General features: G+C 71.1%; 16 protein-coding genes and 1 tRNA gene. 7 read left to right on the top strand and 10 right to left on the bottom strand.

Annotated features, from left to right (window positions below; translation table 11 throughout):
• Nucleotides 1-3 precede the first annotated feature (3 nt).
• A complete protein-coding gene (gene cobM / locus ACZ6ZP_RS25930) occupies nt 4-753 on the bottom strand; it encodes a precorrin-4 C(11)-methyltransferase (protein ID WP_351165984.1) in 750 nt (249 codons plus the stop codon).
• Entirely contained in the window at nt 750-2051 is a 1302-nt protein-coding gene (gene cbiE / locus ACZ6ZP_RS25925) for a precorrin-6y C5,15-methyltransferase (decarboxylating) subunit CbiE (protein ID WP_469408568.1), read from the bottom strand. The genes cobM and cbiE overlap by 4 nt, the downstream gene beginning before the upstream one ends.
• Before the next feature lie 152 nt (nt 2052-2203).
• Here cbiE and tsaD point away from each other — a divergent pair, with 152 nt between their 5' ends.
• The 4 genes from tsaD (at nt 2204) to ACZ6ZP_RS25905 (ending at nt 5101) form a co-directional block, all read left to right on the top strand.
• The gene (gene tsaD / locus ACZ6ZP_RS25920; RefSeq protein ID WP_361466067.1) at nt 2204-3259 is read left to right on the top strand and encodes a tRNA (adenosine(37)-N6)-threonylcarbamoyltransferase complex transferase subunit TsaD; all 1056 of its coding nucleotides are present in this window, start codon (nt 2204-2206) and stop codon (nt 3257-3259) included.
• Between the two features lie 134 nt (nt 3260-3393).
• A complete protein-coding gene (locus ACZ6ZP_RS25915) occupies nt 3394-3981 on the top strand; it encodes a TetR/AcrR family transcriptional regulator (protein WP_351165980.1) in 588 nt (195 codons plus the stop codon).
• Entirely contained in the window at nt 3978-4358 is a 381-nt protein-coding gene (locus ACZ6ZP_RS25910; protein ID WP_361465916.1) for a hypothetical protein, read from the top strand. Before ACZ6ZP_RS25915 ends, ACZ6ZP_RS25910 begins: the two co-directional genes overlap by 4 nt.
• 86 nt (nt 4359-4444) lie before the next feature.
• Entirely contained in the window at nt 4445-5101 is a 657-nt protein-coding gene (locus tag ACZ6ZP_RS25905; RefSeq protein ID WP_361465919.1) for a maleylpyruvate isomerase N-terminal domain-containing protein, read from the top strand.
• 21 nt (nt 5102-5122) lie between these two features.
• Here ACZ6ZP_RS25905 and ACZ6ZP_RS25900 read toward each other — a convergent pair whose 3' ends face one another.
• Nucleotides 5123-7615 carry an alpha-L-fucosidase gene (locus ACZ6ZP_RS25900; protein WP_469408566.1) on the bottom strand — a complete coding sequence of 831 codons (2493 nt, stop codon included), beginning with the start codon at nt 7613-7615 and terminating at the stop codon, nt 5123-5125.
• Nucleotides 7616-7921: 306 nt separating this feature from the next.
• Here ACZ6ZP_RS25900 and ACZ6ZP_RS25895 point away from each other — a divergent pair, with 306 nt between their 5' ends.
• Nucleotides 7922-8632, top strand: a complete 711-nt coding sequence (locus ACZ6ZP_RS25895) for a hypothetical protein (RefSeq protein WP_366461793.1) — start codon at nt 7922-7924, stop codon at nt 8630-8632.
• 22 nt (nt 8633-8654) lie between these two features.
• Here ACZ6ZP_RS25895 and ACZ6ZP_RS25890 read toward each other — a convergent pair whose 3' ends face one another.
• The 3 genes from ACZ6ZP_RS25890 to ACZ6ZP_RS25880 form a co-directional block, all read right to left on the bottom strand.
• Nucleotides 8655-9140 carry a cupin domain-containing protein gene (locus tag ACZ6ZP_RS25890; RefSeq protein WP_351165970.1) on the bottom strand — a complete coding sequence of 162 codons (486 nt, stop codon included), beginning with the start codon at nt 9138-9140 and terminating at the stop codon, nt 8655-8657.
• Between the two features lie 65 nt (nt 9141-9205).
• Nucleotides 9206-9325: transfer RNA gene (locus ACZ6ZP_RS25885), tRNA-OTHER, on the bottom strand.
• A gap of 118 nt (nt 9326-9443) precedes the next feature.
• Nucleotides 9444-10208: an SDR family oxidoreductase gene (locus ACZ6ZP_RS25880; RefSeq protein WP_351165968.1), complete on the bottom strand. Its 765-nt coding sequence runs from the start codon at nt 10206-10208 to the stop codon at nt 9444-9446.
• Between the two features lie 68 nt (nt 10209-10276).
• On the opposite strand from ACZ6ZP_RS25880, the gene ACZ6ZP_RS25875 reads away from it, so the two are divergent.
• Both ACZ6ZP_RS25875 and ACZ6ZP_RS25870 read left to right on the top strand, forming a co-directional pair.
• Nucleotides 10277-10912: a TetR/AcrR family transcriptional regulator gene (locus ACZ6ZP_RS25875; RefSeq protein ID WP_399978839.1), complete on the top strand. Its 636-nt coding sequence runs from the start codon at nt 10277-10279 to the stop codon at nt 10910-10912.
• A 105-nt stretch (nt 10913-11017) separates the two neighbouring features.
• Entirely contained in the window at nt 11018-11635 is a 618-nt protein-coding gene (locus ACZ6ZP_RS25870) for a GNAT family N-acetyltransferase (RefSeq protein ID WP_351165964.1), read from the top strand.
• A 69-nt stretch (nt 11636-11704) separates the two neighbouring features.
• Here the strand turns inward: ACZ6ZP_RS25870 and ACZ6ZP_RS25865 are convergent, their stop codons facing one another.
• The 4 genes from ACZ6ZP_RS25865 to ACZ6ZP_RS25850 all read right to left on the bottom strand — a co-directional run bounded on the left by ACZ6ZP_RS25865 (nt 11705) and on the right by ACZ6ZP_RS25850 (nt 15722).
• Complete coding sequence (locus ACZ6ZP_RS25865) at nt 11705-13057, bottom strand: PQQ-binding-like beta-propeller repeat protein (RefSeq protein ID WP_469408564.1); 1353 nt, start codon at nt 13055-13057, stop codon at nt 11705-11707.
• Nucleotides 13054-13605 carry a SigE family RNA polymerase sigma factor gene (locus ACZ6ZP_RS25860; protein ID WP_469408563.1) on the bottom strand — a complete coding sequence of 184 codons (552 nt, stop codon included), beginning with the start codon at nt 13603-13605 and terminating at the stop codon, nt 13054-13056. Before ACZ6ZP_RS25860 ends, ACZ6ZP_RS25865 begins: the two co-directional genes overlap by 4 nt.
• Before the next feature lie 114 nt (nt 13606-13719).
• Complete coding sequence (locus ACZ6ZP_RS25855) at nt 13720-14169, bottom strand: response regulator (protein ID WP_351165958.1); 450 nt, start codon at nt 14167-14169, stop codon at nt 13720-13722.
• The gene (locus tag ACZ6ZP_RS25850; RefSeq protein WP_351166266.1) at nt 14166-15722 is read right to left on the bottom strand and encodes a sensor histidine kinase; all 1557 of its coding nucleotides are present in this window, start codon (nt 15720-15722) and stop codon (nt 14166-14168) included. The genes ACZ6ZP_RS25855 and ACZ6ZP_RS25850 overlap by 4 nt, the downstream gene beginning before the upstream one ends.
• Between the last annotated feature and the right edge of the window lie 35 nt (nt 15723-15757).

The raw sequence follows: 15757 nt of genomic DNA, 5'->3' as shown, positions 1-15757 counted from the left end.
CGCTCAGCAGACGTGGCGGTCGCGTTCGGGCGAGTAGAGGTGGCTGTCGCGGAACTGCTCCGCGCCCAACGTCCGGCCCACCATGATGACGGCGGTACGGATCACACCCGCCGCCTTCACCTGCTCGGCGATCTCGTCGAGGGGCCCGCGCAGGATGAGCTCGTCGGGGCGCGAGGCCAGCGCCACCACGGCCGTGGGGCAGTCGGCCCCATAGTGCGGCAGGAGTTCCTCGACGACGCGGTCCACGTACTTGGCGGCCAGGTGCAGCACGATCAGGGCGCCGCTGCGGCCCAGTGTGGCCAGGTCCTCGCCCTCGGGCATCGCGGTGGCCCGGTGGGCGATGCGGGTGAGGATGACGGTCTGGCCGACGGTCGGCACGGTCAGCTCCCGCTTGAGCGCCGCCGCGGCGGCCGCGAACGCGGGCACACCCGGCACCACTTCGTAGGGCACGCCCGCCTCGTCCAGGCGCCGCATCTGCTCGTTGACCGCGCTGAAGACGGACGGGTCGCCCGAGTGCAGGCGGGCCACGTCCTGGCCCGCCGCGTGCGCGGCGACGAGCTCGGCGGTGATCTGGTCGATGTCCAGCTGCGCCGTGTCGACCAGGCGGGCGTCCTCGGGACACTCGTCCAGCAGTTCACGGGGCACCAGGCTGCCCGCGTACAGACACACCCCGCAGGCGGCGAGCGTGCGCGCCCCGCGCACCGTGATCAGGTCGGCCGCACCGGGCCCCGCGCCGATGAAGTACACGGTCATGTCTTGTCTCCTGAGGGTTCTGCGGGGGCTTCTGCTGAGCGTTCCGCGGTGGGGGCGGTCGAAGGTTTGCGTACGGACCACTGGGTGACCGGCATCGCCTGGCGCCAGCCGGTGAAACCGCCGACGGGAACGGCGTGCGCGACGGCGAGGCGGACCAGGTCACCGCCGTGGCGGCGGTACCGCTCGGCGAGCAGCGCCTCGGACTCCAGCGTGACGGTGTTGGCGACCAGGCGCCCGCCTTCGGGCAGCGCGTCCCAGCAGGCGTCGAGCAGGCCGGGCACGGTCAGCCCGCCACCGATGAACACGGCGTCGGGCGTGGGCAGTTCGGCCAGGCTCTCGGGCGCCCGGCCCGAGATCACGCGCAGGGCGGGCACCCCGAGGCGGGCGGCGTTGCGCTCGATGCGCCGCGCCCGCACCGGATCGCGCTCCACGCTGATGGCCCGGCAGGAGGGGTGGGTGCGCATCCACTCGATGGCCACGGACCCCGAGCCGCCGCCGATGTCCCACAGCAGCTCGCCGGGGGCGGGCGCGAGCACCCCGAGGGTGGCGGCCCGCACGTGGCGCTTGGTGAGCTGTCCGTCGTGTTCGTACGCCTCGTCGGGCAGGCCGGGAGCCGCGCCGAGGCGCAGGGCGTCGGGGGCGCGTCGGCATTCGACCGCGATGACGTTCAGCGGGTCGCCCGGCGGGTGCGCCCAGGTGTCCGCCGTTCCTTCGACGTACGCCTCGCTCTCGCCGCCGAGCTGTTCCAGCACGCGGACCGAGCTCGGCCCGAAGCCGTGTTCGCGCAGCAGTGCGGCGACCACGGCGGGCGTGGTCGCGTCCGCGCTGAGCACCAGCAGCCGGCGGCCGTCGTACAGGGCCGCTGCGAGACGGGCCGCGGGCCGCCCGACCAGGGTGACGACTTCGGTGTCCTCCACCGGCCAGCCGATGCGCGCGCAGGCGTACGACACGGACGAGGGGTGCGGCAGGATGCGCAGCCCGTCGGCGCCGAGGACTTCGGTCAGGGCCCGGCCGATGCCGTAGAACATCGGGTCGCCGCTGGCCAGGACGGCGACCCTGCTGCCCGCGTGCGCGGCCAGCAGACCGGGGACGGCAGGCCGCAGCGGCGAGGGCCACGGCACCCGCTCGCCCGCGCATTCCGGCGGGAGCAGGCCCAGTTGGCGCCGGGCGCCGATCAGGACCTGTGCCTCGACGAGTTCGGTGCGTGCCGCGTCGGGCAGTCCGGCCCACCCGTCGGCTCCGATGCCCACCACGCTCACGGCAGGTGGGACGGGGGGTGCGGCGGGTGCGGGGGTCACGGACGGTACCTCGGTGTTCGGGGGCTGACGCACCCGAACTCTACTGTCCGGCCTTGGCCGGGCACCGGCCAGGTGGTCTTCGCCGTACCCTTATTGCACATCACTTGCAACTACTTAGAAAGATCAGGAGGCGGGACGTGGAGGAGTCTCCAGTGGTGCTGGGCATCGAGTCGTCGTGCGACGAGACCGGAGCGGGTCTCGTGCGCGGGGGCCGCCTGCTCGGACATGCGGTGGCGTCCAGCATGGACGAGCACGCCCGGTTCGGCGGAGTGGTGCCGGAGATCGCCGCGCGGGCGCACGTGCACTCCTTCACGCCCGTCGTGCGCGAGGCCCTGGACCGGGCCGGACTGCACATGGCGGACATCGGGGCGGTGGCCGTCACCACGGGCCCCGGCCTCTCGGGCGCGCTCCAGGTGGGCCTGGCCGGGGCCAAGACCCTGGCGTTCTCGCTCGGGGTGCCGCTGTACGGCGTGCACCACCTGGCAGGTCACGTCGCCGCCGACACCCTGGAGCACGGCCCGCTGCCCGACCCCTGCATGGTCCTGATCGTCTCCGGCGGGCACACCTCGCTGCTGCTCGTACGGGATCTGGCGCGCGACCCGATCCTGCACCTGGGCGACACCATCGACGACGCGGCGGGCGAGTGCTTCGACAAGGCGGCCCGCGTCTTCGGCCTCCCCTATCCCGGCGGCCCGGCCATCGACCGCACCGCGCGGCAGGGCGATCCGGCCGCGGTGGCGTTTCCCCGGCCACTGACCGGGCCACGTGACGCCCCCTACGACTTCTCCTTCTCCGGGCTCAAGACGGCCGCCGCGCGCTGGGCCGAGCAACACCGGCTGCGCGGCGCGGAGTTGCCGCTCGCGGACGGGGCGGCCTCGCTCCAGGAGGCCGTGGCCGATGTGCTCACACGCAAGGCGGTGGCTGCCTGCCGCGAGCACGGCGTGGGAACACTGGTCGTGGTGGGCGGCGTGGCCGCCAACTCCCGCGTACGGGCCCTGGCGGAGGAACGCTGCCGGACCGCCGGGATCGCGCTTCGCGTGCCGCCGCTGAACCTGTGCACCGACAACGGCGCGATGATCGCGGCCGTAGGTGACCTACTGCTCCGCGCAGGAGCCGAACCGGCCCCGCTGGACGTGTCCATCGACCCGTCCGCCCCTTTGGAGTACGCCGCCCTGCACCCTGTGGCCCGAGCCGCCCGGGCCGCGTGACGGCGCCGCAGGCCGGAAGCAACTCCGGGGCGTGGCACTCAACGGCCAACTCGGTGAACCTGCTTGCCATGACTCCCCAAGGTGACGCACACCGGGTTGTTTATCAAACGGGGCGACCCGTATCGTAAATGAGTATGAGCTCCTCTCCGTCCTCCAGGGGACGTCCCAGAGATCCCCGTTCGCACGAGGCGATCGTCGGCGCGACCACGGAGCTGATGACCGAGGTCGGCTACGCCGCGACATCGATCGGGGCGGTGGCCGCCCGTGCCGGTGTCGGCAAGGACACGATCTACCGGCGATGGCGGGGCAAGCCGGAGCTGGTCTTCGAGGCCGTCTTCACGACCACCGACCATGTTCCGGCCCCGGACACCGGAACGCTGGCCGGGGACCTGACCGCACTGCTGCGGGGTCTGGTCGACGAGTTCCGGGCACCGGCCGCCGCAGCGGCGCTCCCGGGTCTGCTCGCCGACTTCGCCGCCGATCCGGAACTGAAGGCGCGCATCCGCGGCGACTTCCTGGCCCCTGCGAAGGAGCGGCTGCTGATCGTCTTCGAACGCGCCGTGGCGCGCGGGGAGATCGCGGCCGACACACCCGTGGATCTGGTCCTGGACACGCTGGCAGGAGCCGTGTTCTTCCACGTCGGCCTGGTCGGGGAACACCCGGACCGTCAGCTGGCCGACCGGCTGGCTTCTGTCGTGGCCAGAGGAATCGAGATCCGATGAACGGCTGGCTTCTCGCAGCGGGCATCACCGCGTTCGGGGTGGCCGTGGCGCACATCGTCGGCGGGCACCGGGACGTGGTGCGCCCGCTGCTGTCCTGCGGCCTCGCCGACGAACCCAAGCGCGTCCTGCACGCCGTGTGGCACATGGTGAGCGTCGACCTGGTGCTCTCCGCGGCCGCCTTGATCTGCCTCGCGCCGGCGGGCGACACCTCGGCGACCGGCCTGATGGCGTGGTTCGTGGCTGCGCACTTCGTGGCGTACGCAGCCGCTTTCCTGGCCATCACGCTGTCCATCGGCGGGCCGAAGCCACTGCTCCGGCTGCCGCAGTGGATGCTCCTCCTGCCGGTCGCGGTCCTGACAGCGGCGGGTGCCGCGTAGTGGCCCGTGCCGGGCGGGGCGGCGCCGTCCCGTCGCCGAGGCGGGCGGCGCTTGTCCGGGCTGCGGCACCCCACTACGTTGGCGACGTGGATCTCTTCTCGCGCTCTTGGACGGCATTGCGCGCGGCCGTCGCCGAACTCCCGGACGAGGACTTCGCGCGGCCGTCCGGTTGTACCGGCTGGCTCGTGCAGGACCTGGTGTGCCATCTCATCGTCGACGCCCAGGACGTCCTGATCACCCTCGTGACCCCCGCCGACACCGAACCGACGCACGACTCGTTGACCTACTGGGACGTCACCGAGACCCCGCCGACCGGCGACGACCCACTCGACGCGCTGACCGTGCGGCTCGCCGCCGCCTACCAGGAGCCCTGGCTGCTCAAGTTCCACCTCGACGACATCGGCTCGGCCGCCGGCCGCGCCGCCGAACTCGCCGACCCTGACGCCCGGGTGAGCACCCGCGACGAGGTCCTCACCGCGGGCGACTACCTCATGACGTACGTCATGGAGTGGACCCTGCACCACCTCGACCTGATCGCGCACCTCCCTCAGGTGGCCGGGCCACCCGCGGAAGGCCTCGCCTCCAGCCGCGAGATGCTGGAGAAGATCGCCGGTGCCGCGTTCCCCGCGTCGTTCTCCGACACGGACGCGCTCCTCGTCGGTACCGGACGACGCGCCCCGACCGACGCGGAGAAGGCCGAACTGGGCGAGCTGGCCGCGAAACTCCCCTTCGTCCTCGGGTGATCGGCCCGCCGAGCGGCCCCGCTACCGCCCTCTGACCACCACCTCCGTCAGCGACAACGGGTCGGTCCACGACGCCAGTTGGATACGCACGTAGCGCCCCTTCGCTCCTTCGAGATCGACCTGGGTGGGGCGCTGCGCCCGGCCGTCCTGGTGTACGGCCACCACTCCCGGCACGGCACGCGCCTCCTCCAGGGAGTCGCCGGTGAACGGAGTGTCCGAGACCAGCACCCAGTAGTCCGAGAGCCGTTCGGTGCAGCAGTCGGTGCGGTTCCAGATCTCCGTGGACGCGATCTCGTACGACTGCCCCAGATCGACCTGCCACCACGCCTGGCGGGAGGGCTCCGCGGTGTGGGTCGTTGTGTTGTCGCGCAAGTAGTCGCCCGCGGTGTCGCCGTCCACCGCGCGGCCGGCGGCGCCCTCCCACGCCGTGCTCACCTGGGTGGCCGTCTTGCCGCGCGCGATGTTGGGCAGCACCACCTCGACCCGGCTGCTCAGTTCGACGACATCTCGGCCGCCGCCGGAGACCGTGGTCTTGAGGGTCTGCGGCCCGGTGGCGCTGTCGGCGGGCACGGCGAGGGGGAACGACGCGGTGTGGGTGCGGCCCGGTGCCAGGCCGGTGAACTTCTCGCCCGCGCCGGTGGACCACCCCTCAGGTGCGCGCAGCGCCAAGGTGCCCTGTGCCGTGCCGCGCCCCAGGTTGGTCACGTGCACCGGCACGTTCCTCCGCGAGCCGGCTTCGAGCCGCGGCGGCGTCCGGGTCCAGGCCACGAGGCTGCCGGCGGGGGCGACCAGCAACGAGTCCAGGCGCAGGCCGAGTTCCTCCCCCGCGTGCCCCGGCTCGGCGAGGGTGATGGTCACCGGGGTGACCTGTCCGCCGCGTACGGGGAAGGGGCCGAGGGCGCGTCGGGTCAGGTCCACGCCCTTCACCAGCCGGGCGTGCTTGCCGACCTGGACCCGATAGAGCGCTTGAGGGCGCGCCTCGCCGCCGACCGCCACCGACAGCCTCTCGGCGCGGTCGGCGGTGATGTGGGCGGTGTGCCGCACCGTGGTCCGGTGGGTGCTTGAGTAGCTGCCGTCGTCGGCGTAGCTGTAGCCCTGCTCGATGTCGGCGGCTTCCAGGGCGGCGGTCCGGTCCGCACCGAGGGCGACCGTGCGCTCCGGGATGATTCGCAGCTCGCCGCCGAGTTCGACCTTCACGACGGGCAGCACCTCGTCGCGCGGCCGTTCGGGCAGGGTCACGACGAGGTCGTTCCCGTCCCGGCGCCACGTGAGCCGGTCCGTCGAGCCGTCCTCGTGGACCGTGCGTACGGAGGCGGCCAGGCCGGGCAGGCGGAGTTCGCCGGATGCGGGCCAGTCGCTCACGTGCAGGAACAGGTCGCGGTCGTTGACCGTGACCTCGCCCCACGGCCGGCCGCCGAAGCGGGTGGCCGAAGCCCCCAGTACGGCGCCGGGGTGGCGGTCCAGCCAGTCGCCCATGCCGCGCAGGACGTCGGCCTCGAACTCCACGACCGAACCGTCGCCGCGCGGGCCGATGTTGAGCAGATAGTTGCCGCCGCGGGCACGTACGCCGGTCAGTCCGCCGACCAGGTCCCTGATCTTGCCGGGCAGGTCCTCACGTTTCTGCCAGCTGCGGTAGCCCCAGGTCTCGTGGTAGATCGACGCGGGTGTCTGCCAGGCACCGTCGAGGGCCACCGCGGGGATCTCGTTGTCGCCCAGGGTGCGGAAGTCGCCCTGGTTGTTCCACACCCGGCTGTTGATCGCCGCCTTCGGCTGGAGTTCGCGGACGATCCCGGCGAATTTCCGGCTCTGGGCCGCGGTGGGCGAGGACATGTCGAACCACACCTCGGCGATGTCCCCGTACCCGGTCATCAGCTCACGCAGCTGCCCTTCGATGACGGGTTCCATCGACGCGGGGATCGGATTGTTGTTGTTGCCGTCGAAGTCGTGGCCCTGGTGCCAGTCGACCAGCGAGAAGTAGAAGCCGAACTTCAGCCCCTGGCCGCGGCATTCGTCCGCGAGTGCCTTCAGCGGGTCCTTGTCGTAGGGGGTCGCGTCGACCACGTCGTAGCCGGTGGTGTCGGTGTCGAACATGGAGAAGCCGTCGTGGTGCTTGCTGGTGATGACCACGTAGCGCATGCCGGCCCGCTTCGCGAGGGAGCAGATCTCCGCGGGGTCGAACCGGTCGGGCCGGAAGCGCCGGGCCACTTCGAGGTACTCCCGCTCGGAGATGTCGGCCCACATCTGGATCTGTTCGCTGTAGCCCTTGGTGACCGGCTCGCCCTTCCATACGCCTCCGAGTTCGGAGAACAGACCCCAGTGGATGAACATCCCGTACTGGAGCTCCTGCCAGGCCGCGAGGTCCTTGTCGTCGCTGGGCTCGATCTCCCCCGGGATGCCTTGTACGCGTGGGCCGTTGACCGGATCCGCCGGGGTGGCGATCGCTGCGGGAGGGCCGACCACGGCCGCTCCAAGCGCGAGCAGCAGCGCGAGCATGACGCCGATCACCTTGCGCATCACGAATCTCCTCTCCAACTGCCCCTGCCGATTCATCCGACGTTATGAGCCCATTCAGGCGCTCTACGGGTCACGAGGGAGGTATGGGGGCGGGTACATCGGATGTTAGAGGCGCGAGGGCGTGGCGTCACCACCCCCGACAGAGCGGCTTGCGGCAGAGACCGGTTTCTACGCGGCTGCGCTCAACTCGCCCTTCCCTCTTGAGCGTTCAGCCGCGACCATGCTAGAAACCGCTTACTCTCCCCCCTTCGCAACGATGGCACACAGCCAAGCGAGCCCCTCCCCCCACTCGCAAGGAGCCCCCTCATGCGCAAGCGAACCGGCACCCTCACGGCCGCTGCCGCCTCCCTGGCCCTGCTCACCGCGGCCCCCGCCGACGCCTCCGTCATCTGGGACGGCGACGCCTCCGCGGGGACCGGCGTGTTCTCCTCGACTCTCTGCGACTCCCCCGGCAGCGTCACCGCGCAGGACAACGGCGACGGCCGCGGCCAGGTCTTCAAGTTCAACAAGCCGCTGGGCCTTGAGCGTTGCGAGGCCCACGGCATCAACGTCGGCGGCTCGCGCCACACCTTCGAGAACAACTCCACGTACTGGATCGGCTGGGACACCTCCACCAACACCCCGGACGCGGGCACGATCTTCCAGTGGAAGTCGTACGGCACCAACGACCAACACCAGCAGAACTACCCGGTGTTGATGAAGGTCGAGGGCGGTGTCCTCAAGCTGTTCCACATAGAGGTCGGCGAGAAGTGGACCCTGAAGTGGTCGACACCCGTCACCACCAGTACGTACAAGCGCGTCGTGCTCGGCATCCACACCTCCTCCGACGCCTCCGCCGGGTGGGTGGCGGCCTTCTACAACGGCACCAAGGTCGCCGAGTTCTCCGGACGCACCTGGGACGACCTGGGCAACGACACCCGCTTCGGCTCCTACGGCTCCGAGGTCAAGGACAAGCGCGTCATCAACTGGATCGACGGACTGAAGGTCGGCACGACGTACGGAGACGTGGACGGATAGGCCTCAGTCCCACTCGGTTGCCTCAGTCCGCCAACGGCGTTGCGCAGCGGGCGCAGTAGCGGGCGTCGCGTTCACCGGCGAGACGACCGCACTCGGGGCAGACTCGCTCCAGCAGGCAGACCGGCTCGCCCGCGTCAAAGCCGCCGCCGCGTCCCGTGCCGAGGGCCGGGTCGCGACGTCGGGCGCTCGTGTAGACGAGCCCGTCCTGGCCCGCGTCCACACAGCGGGTGATGCCCGCGGGAAGCCAGGCGAGCGCACCCGGCGCGAGCTGCCAGGCCGCATCGGGAGTGCGGAGTTCACCGGTGCCGGCCAGCACGGTGAACAGGACACCGAACTCCTCCTCCACGTGCTCGCCGACGCTCGCGCCGGGGGCCAGCCGCACGACGTCGGCGTCCAGCTCCCTCGCCGGGGCGCCGAGCGACCACAAGACGCTGACCTGCCCTCGCCCGGCGGCCGCGGTCTGCTCCGGTCCGACGAACACCGGAGCGGCGGGGGCGGGGGTGCTCATAAGGACTCCAGTCGGCGGAGGCGGGCGGCCGGACGTACAGGTGCAGCGCTCGTGCGGGTCGGCTGCGGCGCCGGCGGGATTCGAACCCGCGGACGAGGAAGGGCAAGGCCCGCCCGGCTCCCGTCAGTCGGCGTGAGAGGGGCTTCCCTCACGCCGATCGCAATGGGCCGCTCTGCCACGGCTCCGCAACCTGCGGGACCGCGCGGTCCCGCTCCGGTGAGGATAGGGACTGCTCCGGGCCGGCGGCGAGTTGATGGTCGGCGCGGGACCGGACGCGCGGGAGTCGACACCCCGCGCGTGGGATCAGGGGCGCGGACCGAGGAACAGCCCGCCACTCGCGTCGATGACCTGGCCGGTGATCCAGCGCGCCTCGTCGGAAGCCAGGAACGCGACCACGTCGGCGACGTCGTCGGGGCCGCCCAGTCTCCCCAGTGCCGTCGCTCCCGCGATGAACTCGGCCAGGCCCGGTGCTTCGAAGGACGCTCCGTTGGTGGCCGTCCGCGTGGTGCCGGGAGCGACCGCGTTCACCGTGATGCCGCGGGGGCCGAGTTCGTTGGCCAGCGTCATGCTCATCGTCTCGACCGCGCCCTTCGTCATCGCGAAGGACGTCTGGGTGGGAATGGCACTGCGGGCCGACACGGACGACATGGTGACGATGCGGCCGCCGTCGCGGAACAAGGGCAGCGCCCGCTGGATGATGAAGTACGGCGCTCGTACGTTCACCGCGAAGAGGCGGTCGAACTCCGCCCGCGTCGTGGCTCCGAGCGGACCGGCGGGCGCGGCCGCGGCGTTGTTGACGAGGATGTCGAGCGGCCGCCCGGCCAGGCCCGCCTCGACTCCCGCGAAGAGGATCTCGACGTCGTCGTCCGTGCCCAGTTCCGCCCCGACGGCGAACGCGGTCCCCCCGGCCCGCTCGATCTCCTTGACCGTGGCCGCCGCCCCGTCCTCGTCCGTGCCGAAGTGCACGACGACCAGAGCCCCCTTGGCCGCCAACCGGGCGGCGATCGCCTGCCCGATGCCCCGCGATGCCCCCGTCACGAGAGCCGTCCTGCCGGTCAGATCACTCATGTCCACCATCCCGTGATGCGAGTGACTCCCTATCTGGTAGTCACTACCACTCCGGTAGGGTCTACCACATGCCCGACCACCACTCAACACTGCGCGCACAACGGCGACTTGAGACCCAGCGCACGATTCAGGCGCATGCGGTACGGCTGTTCACCGAGCGGGGATACGACGCCACGACCGTGACCGACGTCGCCGAGGCCGCGGGCGTATCACCCATGACCGTCTACCGGCACTTCCCCACCAAGGAAGACCTCGTACTCCTGGAACAGCACAGCCGGCTGGTCGCCGAGCGGATCGCCGCATCGCCGGCCGCGCAGCCCCTGGTCCGCCGCATCGGCCGGGCGCTCGTCGACTCGGCCGCGACCATGACCGGCGGCGGCCGCGGAAAGGGCCTGACCCCGAACGAGCGGTTCCTGCTGGCCCAACTCCGGCTCATGATCTCGACGCCGGCCCTGCGGGCCAAGCACCTGGACAGCCAGTACGCCCTGCAGCAGGCGATCGTCGACGCCCTCGGGAGCGATGCCGCCCAGGGCGAGACGGCGTTCCGTGCCCGGGCGGCGGCCGGCGCCTGCCTGGGCGCGATGCACACGGCGTTGGTGCGCTGGGCCGAGGACGAGGGACGGACCGACCTGCCCGACCTGATCGCGAAGGCGCTGGCCGCCGCGTTCGGCGATGACGTGATCGGCACCGGACCGGAGGCGTGAGGCGGAGATGAGACGGACCGGAGGCGTGAGGCGGACGGCAGCTCCGCATCGGCCCTCGCTCGCGAGGGCACCCCGGCCCGACCATCGAAGATCATCGTGTGCAGAATGACCTCTATGTCGATATCGAACACTCCGAAGACGGCAACGATCGACGATGCCCCGCTGATCGGCCGCACCCTGGCTCGCGCTTTCGACGACGACCCGATGATGCGCTGGTTCTTCCCCGACGACACCACGCGCGAGGAGGGCCTCGGCCGCTACTTCACCACGCTCTTCACCCGGCAGTACGTCCACCACGGCGTCTGCGAGTACACCCCGGCGGCTGCCGCCTACTGGGTGCCGCCGGGCGCGCAGGACAAGGCCGTTCCCGACGCGGAGACCATCCAGGAACTCGTGGCGATCCTGGGCGACCGGGCCCCGCTGTTCCAGCAGGCCACGGCGGAGGCCGCCGAGCACGGCCCCCAGGAGCCGCACTGGTACCTGGCCGTGGTCGGCGCGGACCCGGCCGCCCAGGGCCAGGGCCACGGAGCCGCCCTCCTGCGCTCGGGCCTCGCCAAGGCCGACGCGGACGGCCTGCCCGCCTACCTGGAATCCTCCAAGCCGGCCAACCTGCCCGTGTACGAGCACTTCGGCTTCACGGTGCTCGGCGAGGTCCAGCTCCCCGGCGGCGGACCGACCTTGTGGTCGATGCGCCGCGAGCCGCGCCGCCCGGCCGGCGCCTGAAGGACCGCGGATACTCATGAGGGCCGGTGGCCGGGGCGGCATCGTCACCCCGGCCACCGGCCCTCGGGGTCAGCCGCCGGTCCGCGGCAGAAGGGTGACGATCTCGCTGCCCTTCCGGACCACCAGCACGTCCTTGTAGAGCAGGAGTTGGGGCGGGAGCAGGGAGACGAGGCCCTGCTCCTCGATGTCCACGTGGCTGCGCCAGACCCGCTCCCCGGTGCGCAGATCGAGGCCGGACAGATCTCCGGTCGGGCTGAAGAAGTACACGACTCCCTGCCCCGTCGACACCGCGGGAGACGCGAGGCCCGCCCTCATTTGTTCCCGGTCGGGCATCTTGACGCCCACTGGCTGGGTCCACAGGGTCTTTCCCGTGGTCAGTGAGTAGGCCGATGCCTTGCCCTGCCAGGAGACGGTGAACAGACGATCACCGACGACATCGGCGTTGGCCGTCGTCCCCTGGAGCCGGTAGGAGTGGGAGACCTGCTCCCCGGAAGTGTTGACGGTCGTCAACTGCCAGGTCTTGGCGCCCGGCTTCGTCACTCCCTTCAGGACCATCCGGTCCCCCGTCATCCCCAGGAGCTGCTGCCCGCCGGGGACGCTCGTGACCTTCTTGGGCTCTCCGGTGGCGGGATCAAGACGGATGACGTCCGTGTCGTCCGGCTTCTCGGTGTCCCGCGCGCACAGAAGATGCGGAACGCCGCTCAGCACCGTCCGCTGGCACGCGTTGCCCTTGTCCCATGTGTAGTGCCACTTCTCGTCCCCGGTCCGCGGGTCGAGGGCCGACATCGTGCGCAGCGACGGAGTGTTCGCCAGCATCGCGCCGTCGATGAGCATGGCGGCCTGGTCGGTGCGGTCGTCCTGCGGCATCTTCTTCTTCCACAGCACGTCGCCGTTGTCGGTGTCCACCGCCATCAGTTCGGTGCCGCCCGCGTAGTCGCCGCCCGGCTCGTTCTTCGCGGTGTGATTGCGGTAGGCGTAGACCACGCCGTCACGCACGGCGAAGGGGTGGTCCATCCCGTCGCCCTCGCGATTGACCTTGACGGTCCACAGCCGCTCGCCGGTGTTGGCGTCGAACTTGGCGGTGTCGTACTTGGACCCGCCGCAGTACAGCGCGGAGCCGTCCACCAGGCAGCCCCGCTCGGCGGCGCCCGGGTTGTCCTTCTGCCACGGCTTCCAGCCCTCCGGCGAAGCCGCCGGCCGCACGGGCCGGTCCTGCTCGGCCCCGGCACCGCCCCCGAAGCCGAACACCGCCCCCACGGTGATCGCCGCTACGGCCACCGCCGCGCCCGCGGCCTGCGAGAAGCGGCGCCTGCCGCGCCGCCGCACCACCTGCTCGGCCAGGTCTCCGGATGCCCGCACCCGGTCCAGGGTGATGGCGTGCAGAGTCTCCCGGACCTTCTCCTCCACCTGCTCCGTCGTCATCCCTGCATCTCCTTCGGCCTGTAGCTGAGCGGCTGCACCTGTTCCGCGGACCTTTCGGGCCCCAGCTCCGGCACCAGCTCCCGGAGCTTGGCGAGCGACCGGTGCGCCGTACTGCGCACCGTGCCGACCGGGCACCGCAGCAGTGCCGCGACCTCGGCCTCCGGCAGATCCTCGAAGTAGCGCAGGACGACCACGGCCCGCTGCCGCTTCGACAGACGACCGAGCGCCGCCCACAGCGCGATCCGCAGCTCGGAGTCCGACTCGGTGCCGGCCTCCGTGCCCGAATCGGGCAGGACGGACACCGTGGTCTCGGCACGGTGTCTGCGCAGCCGCCAGCGGTTGACCTGCTGGCGGTACAGGATCTGGCGGACGTACGCCTCGGGCTGCTCGATGCGCGCCCAGCGTCCGTACGCCTTCATCAGCGCAATCTGCAGCAGGTCCTCCGCTGCGTGCCGGTCCCCGCCGGTGAGCAGCACCGCGAGCCGCAGCAGCGCGGTGGAGCGCATCGCTACGAACTCCCGGAACTCGTCGTGACTTGAGGCCTCCATCGACCCTCCCCTTCTTGGCAACCATCACGACGCGATGGGACGCCCGCGGCTATCCCTCCACGCACGAGATTGTTTGATCACACCAAGGGGCGGTGTCCGCGGTCTCGCGCCGCCTCAGCCGTGGCGTCGCGGCAGGCGTACCACCTGGACGAAGAAGTCGTCGATCTGGCGTACGGCGGCGATGAACTGGTCCAGGTCGACCGGTTTGGTGACGTAGGCGTTCGCGTGCAGTTTGTAGCTGCGCAGGATGTCCTCCTCCGCTGCCGACGTGGTGAGGACCACCACCGGGATGTCCTTCAGGTCCGGGTCCGACTTGATCCTCTCCAGGACCTGGCGCCCGTCGTACTTGGGCAGGTTGAGGTCCAGCAGGATGAGACCGGGACGCGGCACCCCCGTGTGCTCACCGCGCTGGTAGAGGAAGTCGAGCGCTTCCTCGCCGTCCCGGACCACGTGCAGCTTGTTGCGGATCTTGCTGTCCTCGAACGCCTCGCGCGTCATCAGCTCGTCGCCCGGGTCGTCCTCCACGAGGAGCACGTCGACCGGCGCGGCAGATGGGGTGGTCATGTCAGGGCCTCTTCCTCGGCGCGGGCTGCGGTGTCCTGCGCGGTGTCGGTGGTGTCTGTGTCCGTGTCGGACGGCAGGGTGAAGCAGATGCGGGTTCCGCCGGTGTGGCCGCTGTCGAGCCAGATGTGGCCGCCGTGATGCTCGACGATCTTCTTGCACAGGGCCAGGCCGATGCCGGTGCCCCCGTAGGCATCGCGGCCGTGCAGCCGCTGGAAGATCACGAAGACCTTCTCCGCGAACTCCTCGGGGATGCCGATGCCGTTGTCGGTGACGCTGAAGTTCCAGACGCCGCCACCCTCGTCCTCCTCGCAGGTGATCTGGATCCGCGGGGTGCGTTCGGGGTGGTGGAACTTGACGGCGTTGCCGACGAGGTTCTGCCAGAGCATCGTCAGCAGCGTCGGGTCGCCGACGATCTCGGGCAGCTTCTGCGGATGTTCGACGAGCGCGCCGGTGTCCCGCACGGAGGTGTCCAGGTTGCCCAGCGCCTTGGTCAGGGCCTGGTCCAGGTCGACGGGGACGCGGGCGTCGTTCAGGCGCCCGACACGGGAGAAGGTGAGCAGGTCGTTGATGAGGACCTGCATGCGCTTGGCGCCGTCGACCGCGAAGTCGATGTACTGCTTGGCGCGGTCGTCGAGCGTGTCCCCGTACCGCTTCTCCAGGAGCTGGCAGAAGGAGGCGACCTTGCGCAGGGGCTCCTGGAGATCGTGGGAGGCGACGTAGGCGAACTGCTCCAGTTCGGTGTTGGAGCGCCGCAGTTCCACGGCCTGGACGTCCAGTTCGGCGGCCTGCTGGGTCAGCGCGTCCCGCTGGCGGCGCGAGGCGCCCAGTTCCTCCACTATCTGCTGCCGCATGCCCTCTACGTCCACTGCCACCGCCCGGAGGTCCGCAGGGCCGTCGACCGTGATGACGTGGTCGAAATCGCCGCGTGCCACCTGCCGGGAGGAGACCCGCAGCGCCTCCAGGGGGCGGGCCACCAGCATGCGCACCAGGAACGCGAGGGCGATCCCGGCCAGCAGGAACACCGCCACCATGGCGCCGAGGATCACGGTGCGCACCGTGCGGGCGCTGTCCAGCTCGTCCTTGCCGTCTTCGACGGCCCGGGTGAGGTCGGCGTTCTGCGCTGCCCAGGTCTTGCGGACCTGGTCGAAGGCGTCCTTGCCGCGCCCGGCGTTCGTCTCGGCGACGGAGCTCGGCTCACCGGGCGTGACCTCGGCCACCAGCGGGTCGGCGTACACGCGCCGCCAGTCCGCCGACTCCCGCTGGACGGCCTTGAGGTCGGCGACGAGCCGGGGCTCGTCACCGATGAGGTCGCGCAGCTGAGCGGCGGCGCGGACCTCGTCGCGCTTGCCCTGGGTATAGGGGTCCAGGAACTGGCCGTCGGCGGTGATGGCATAGCCCCGGACGCCGGTCTCCTGGTTCACCAGAGCGGCCTGCAGACGGTAGGCCTGCGTCCGGGCCGGCTGGAGGCGATCGGTCAACCGGTCGGTCACGTCCGCGGTCTGCCCCAGCAGCCGGGCGCCGACCACGGTGCCGATCACCACCAGGAGCACCATCAGCGCCAGCACCAGCTGGAACCAGCCCTGGACCG

Source organism: Streptomyces sp. NPDC054047, assembly GCF_055585065.1.
The sequence above is the reverse complement of the archived record's forward strand: the minus strand, read 5'-3'. Positions and strand labels throughout refer to the sequence as shown.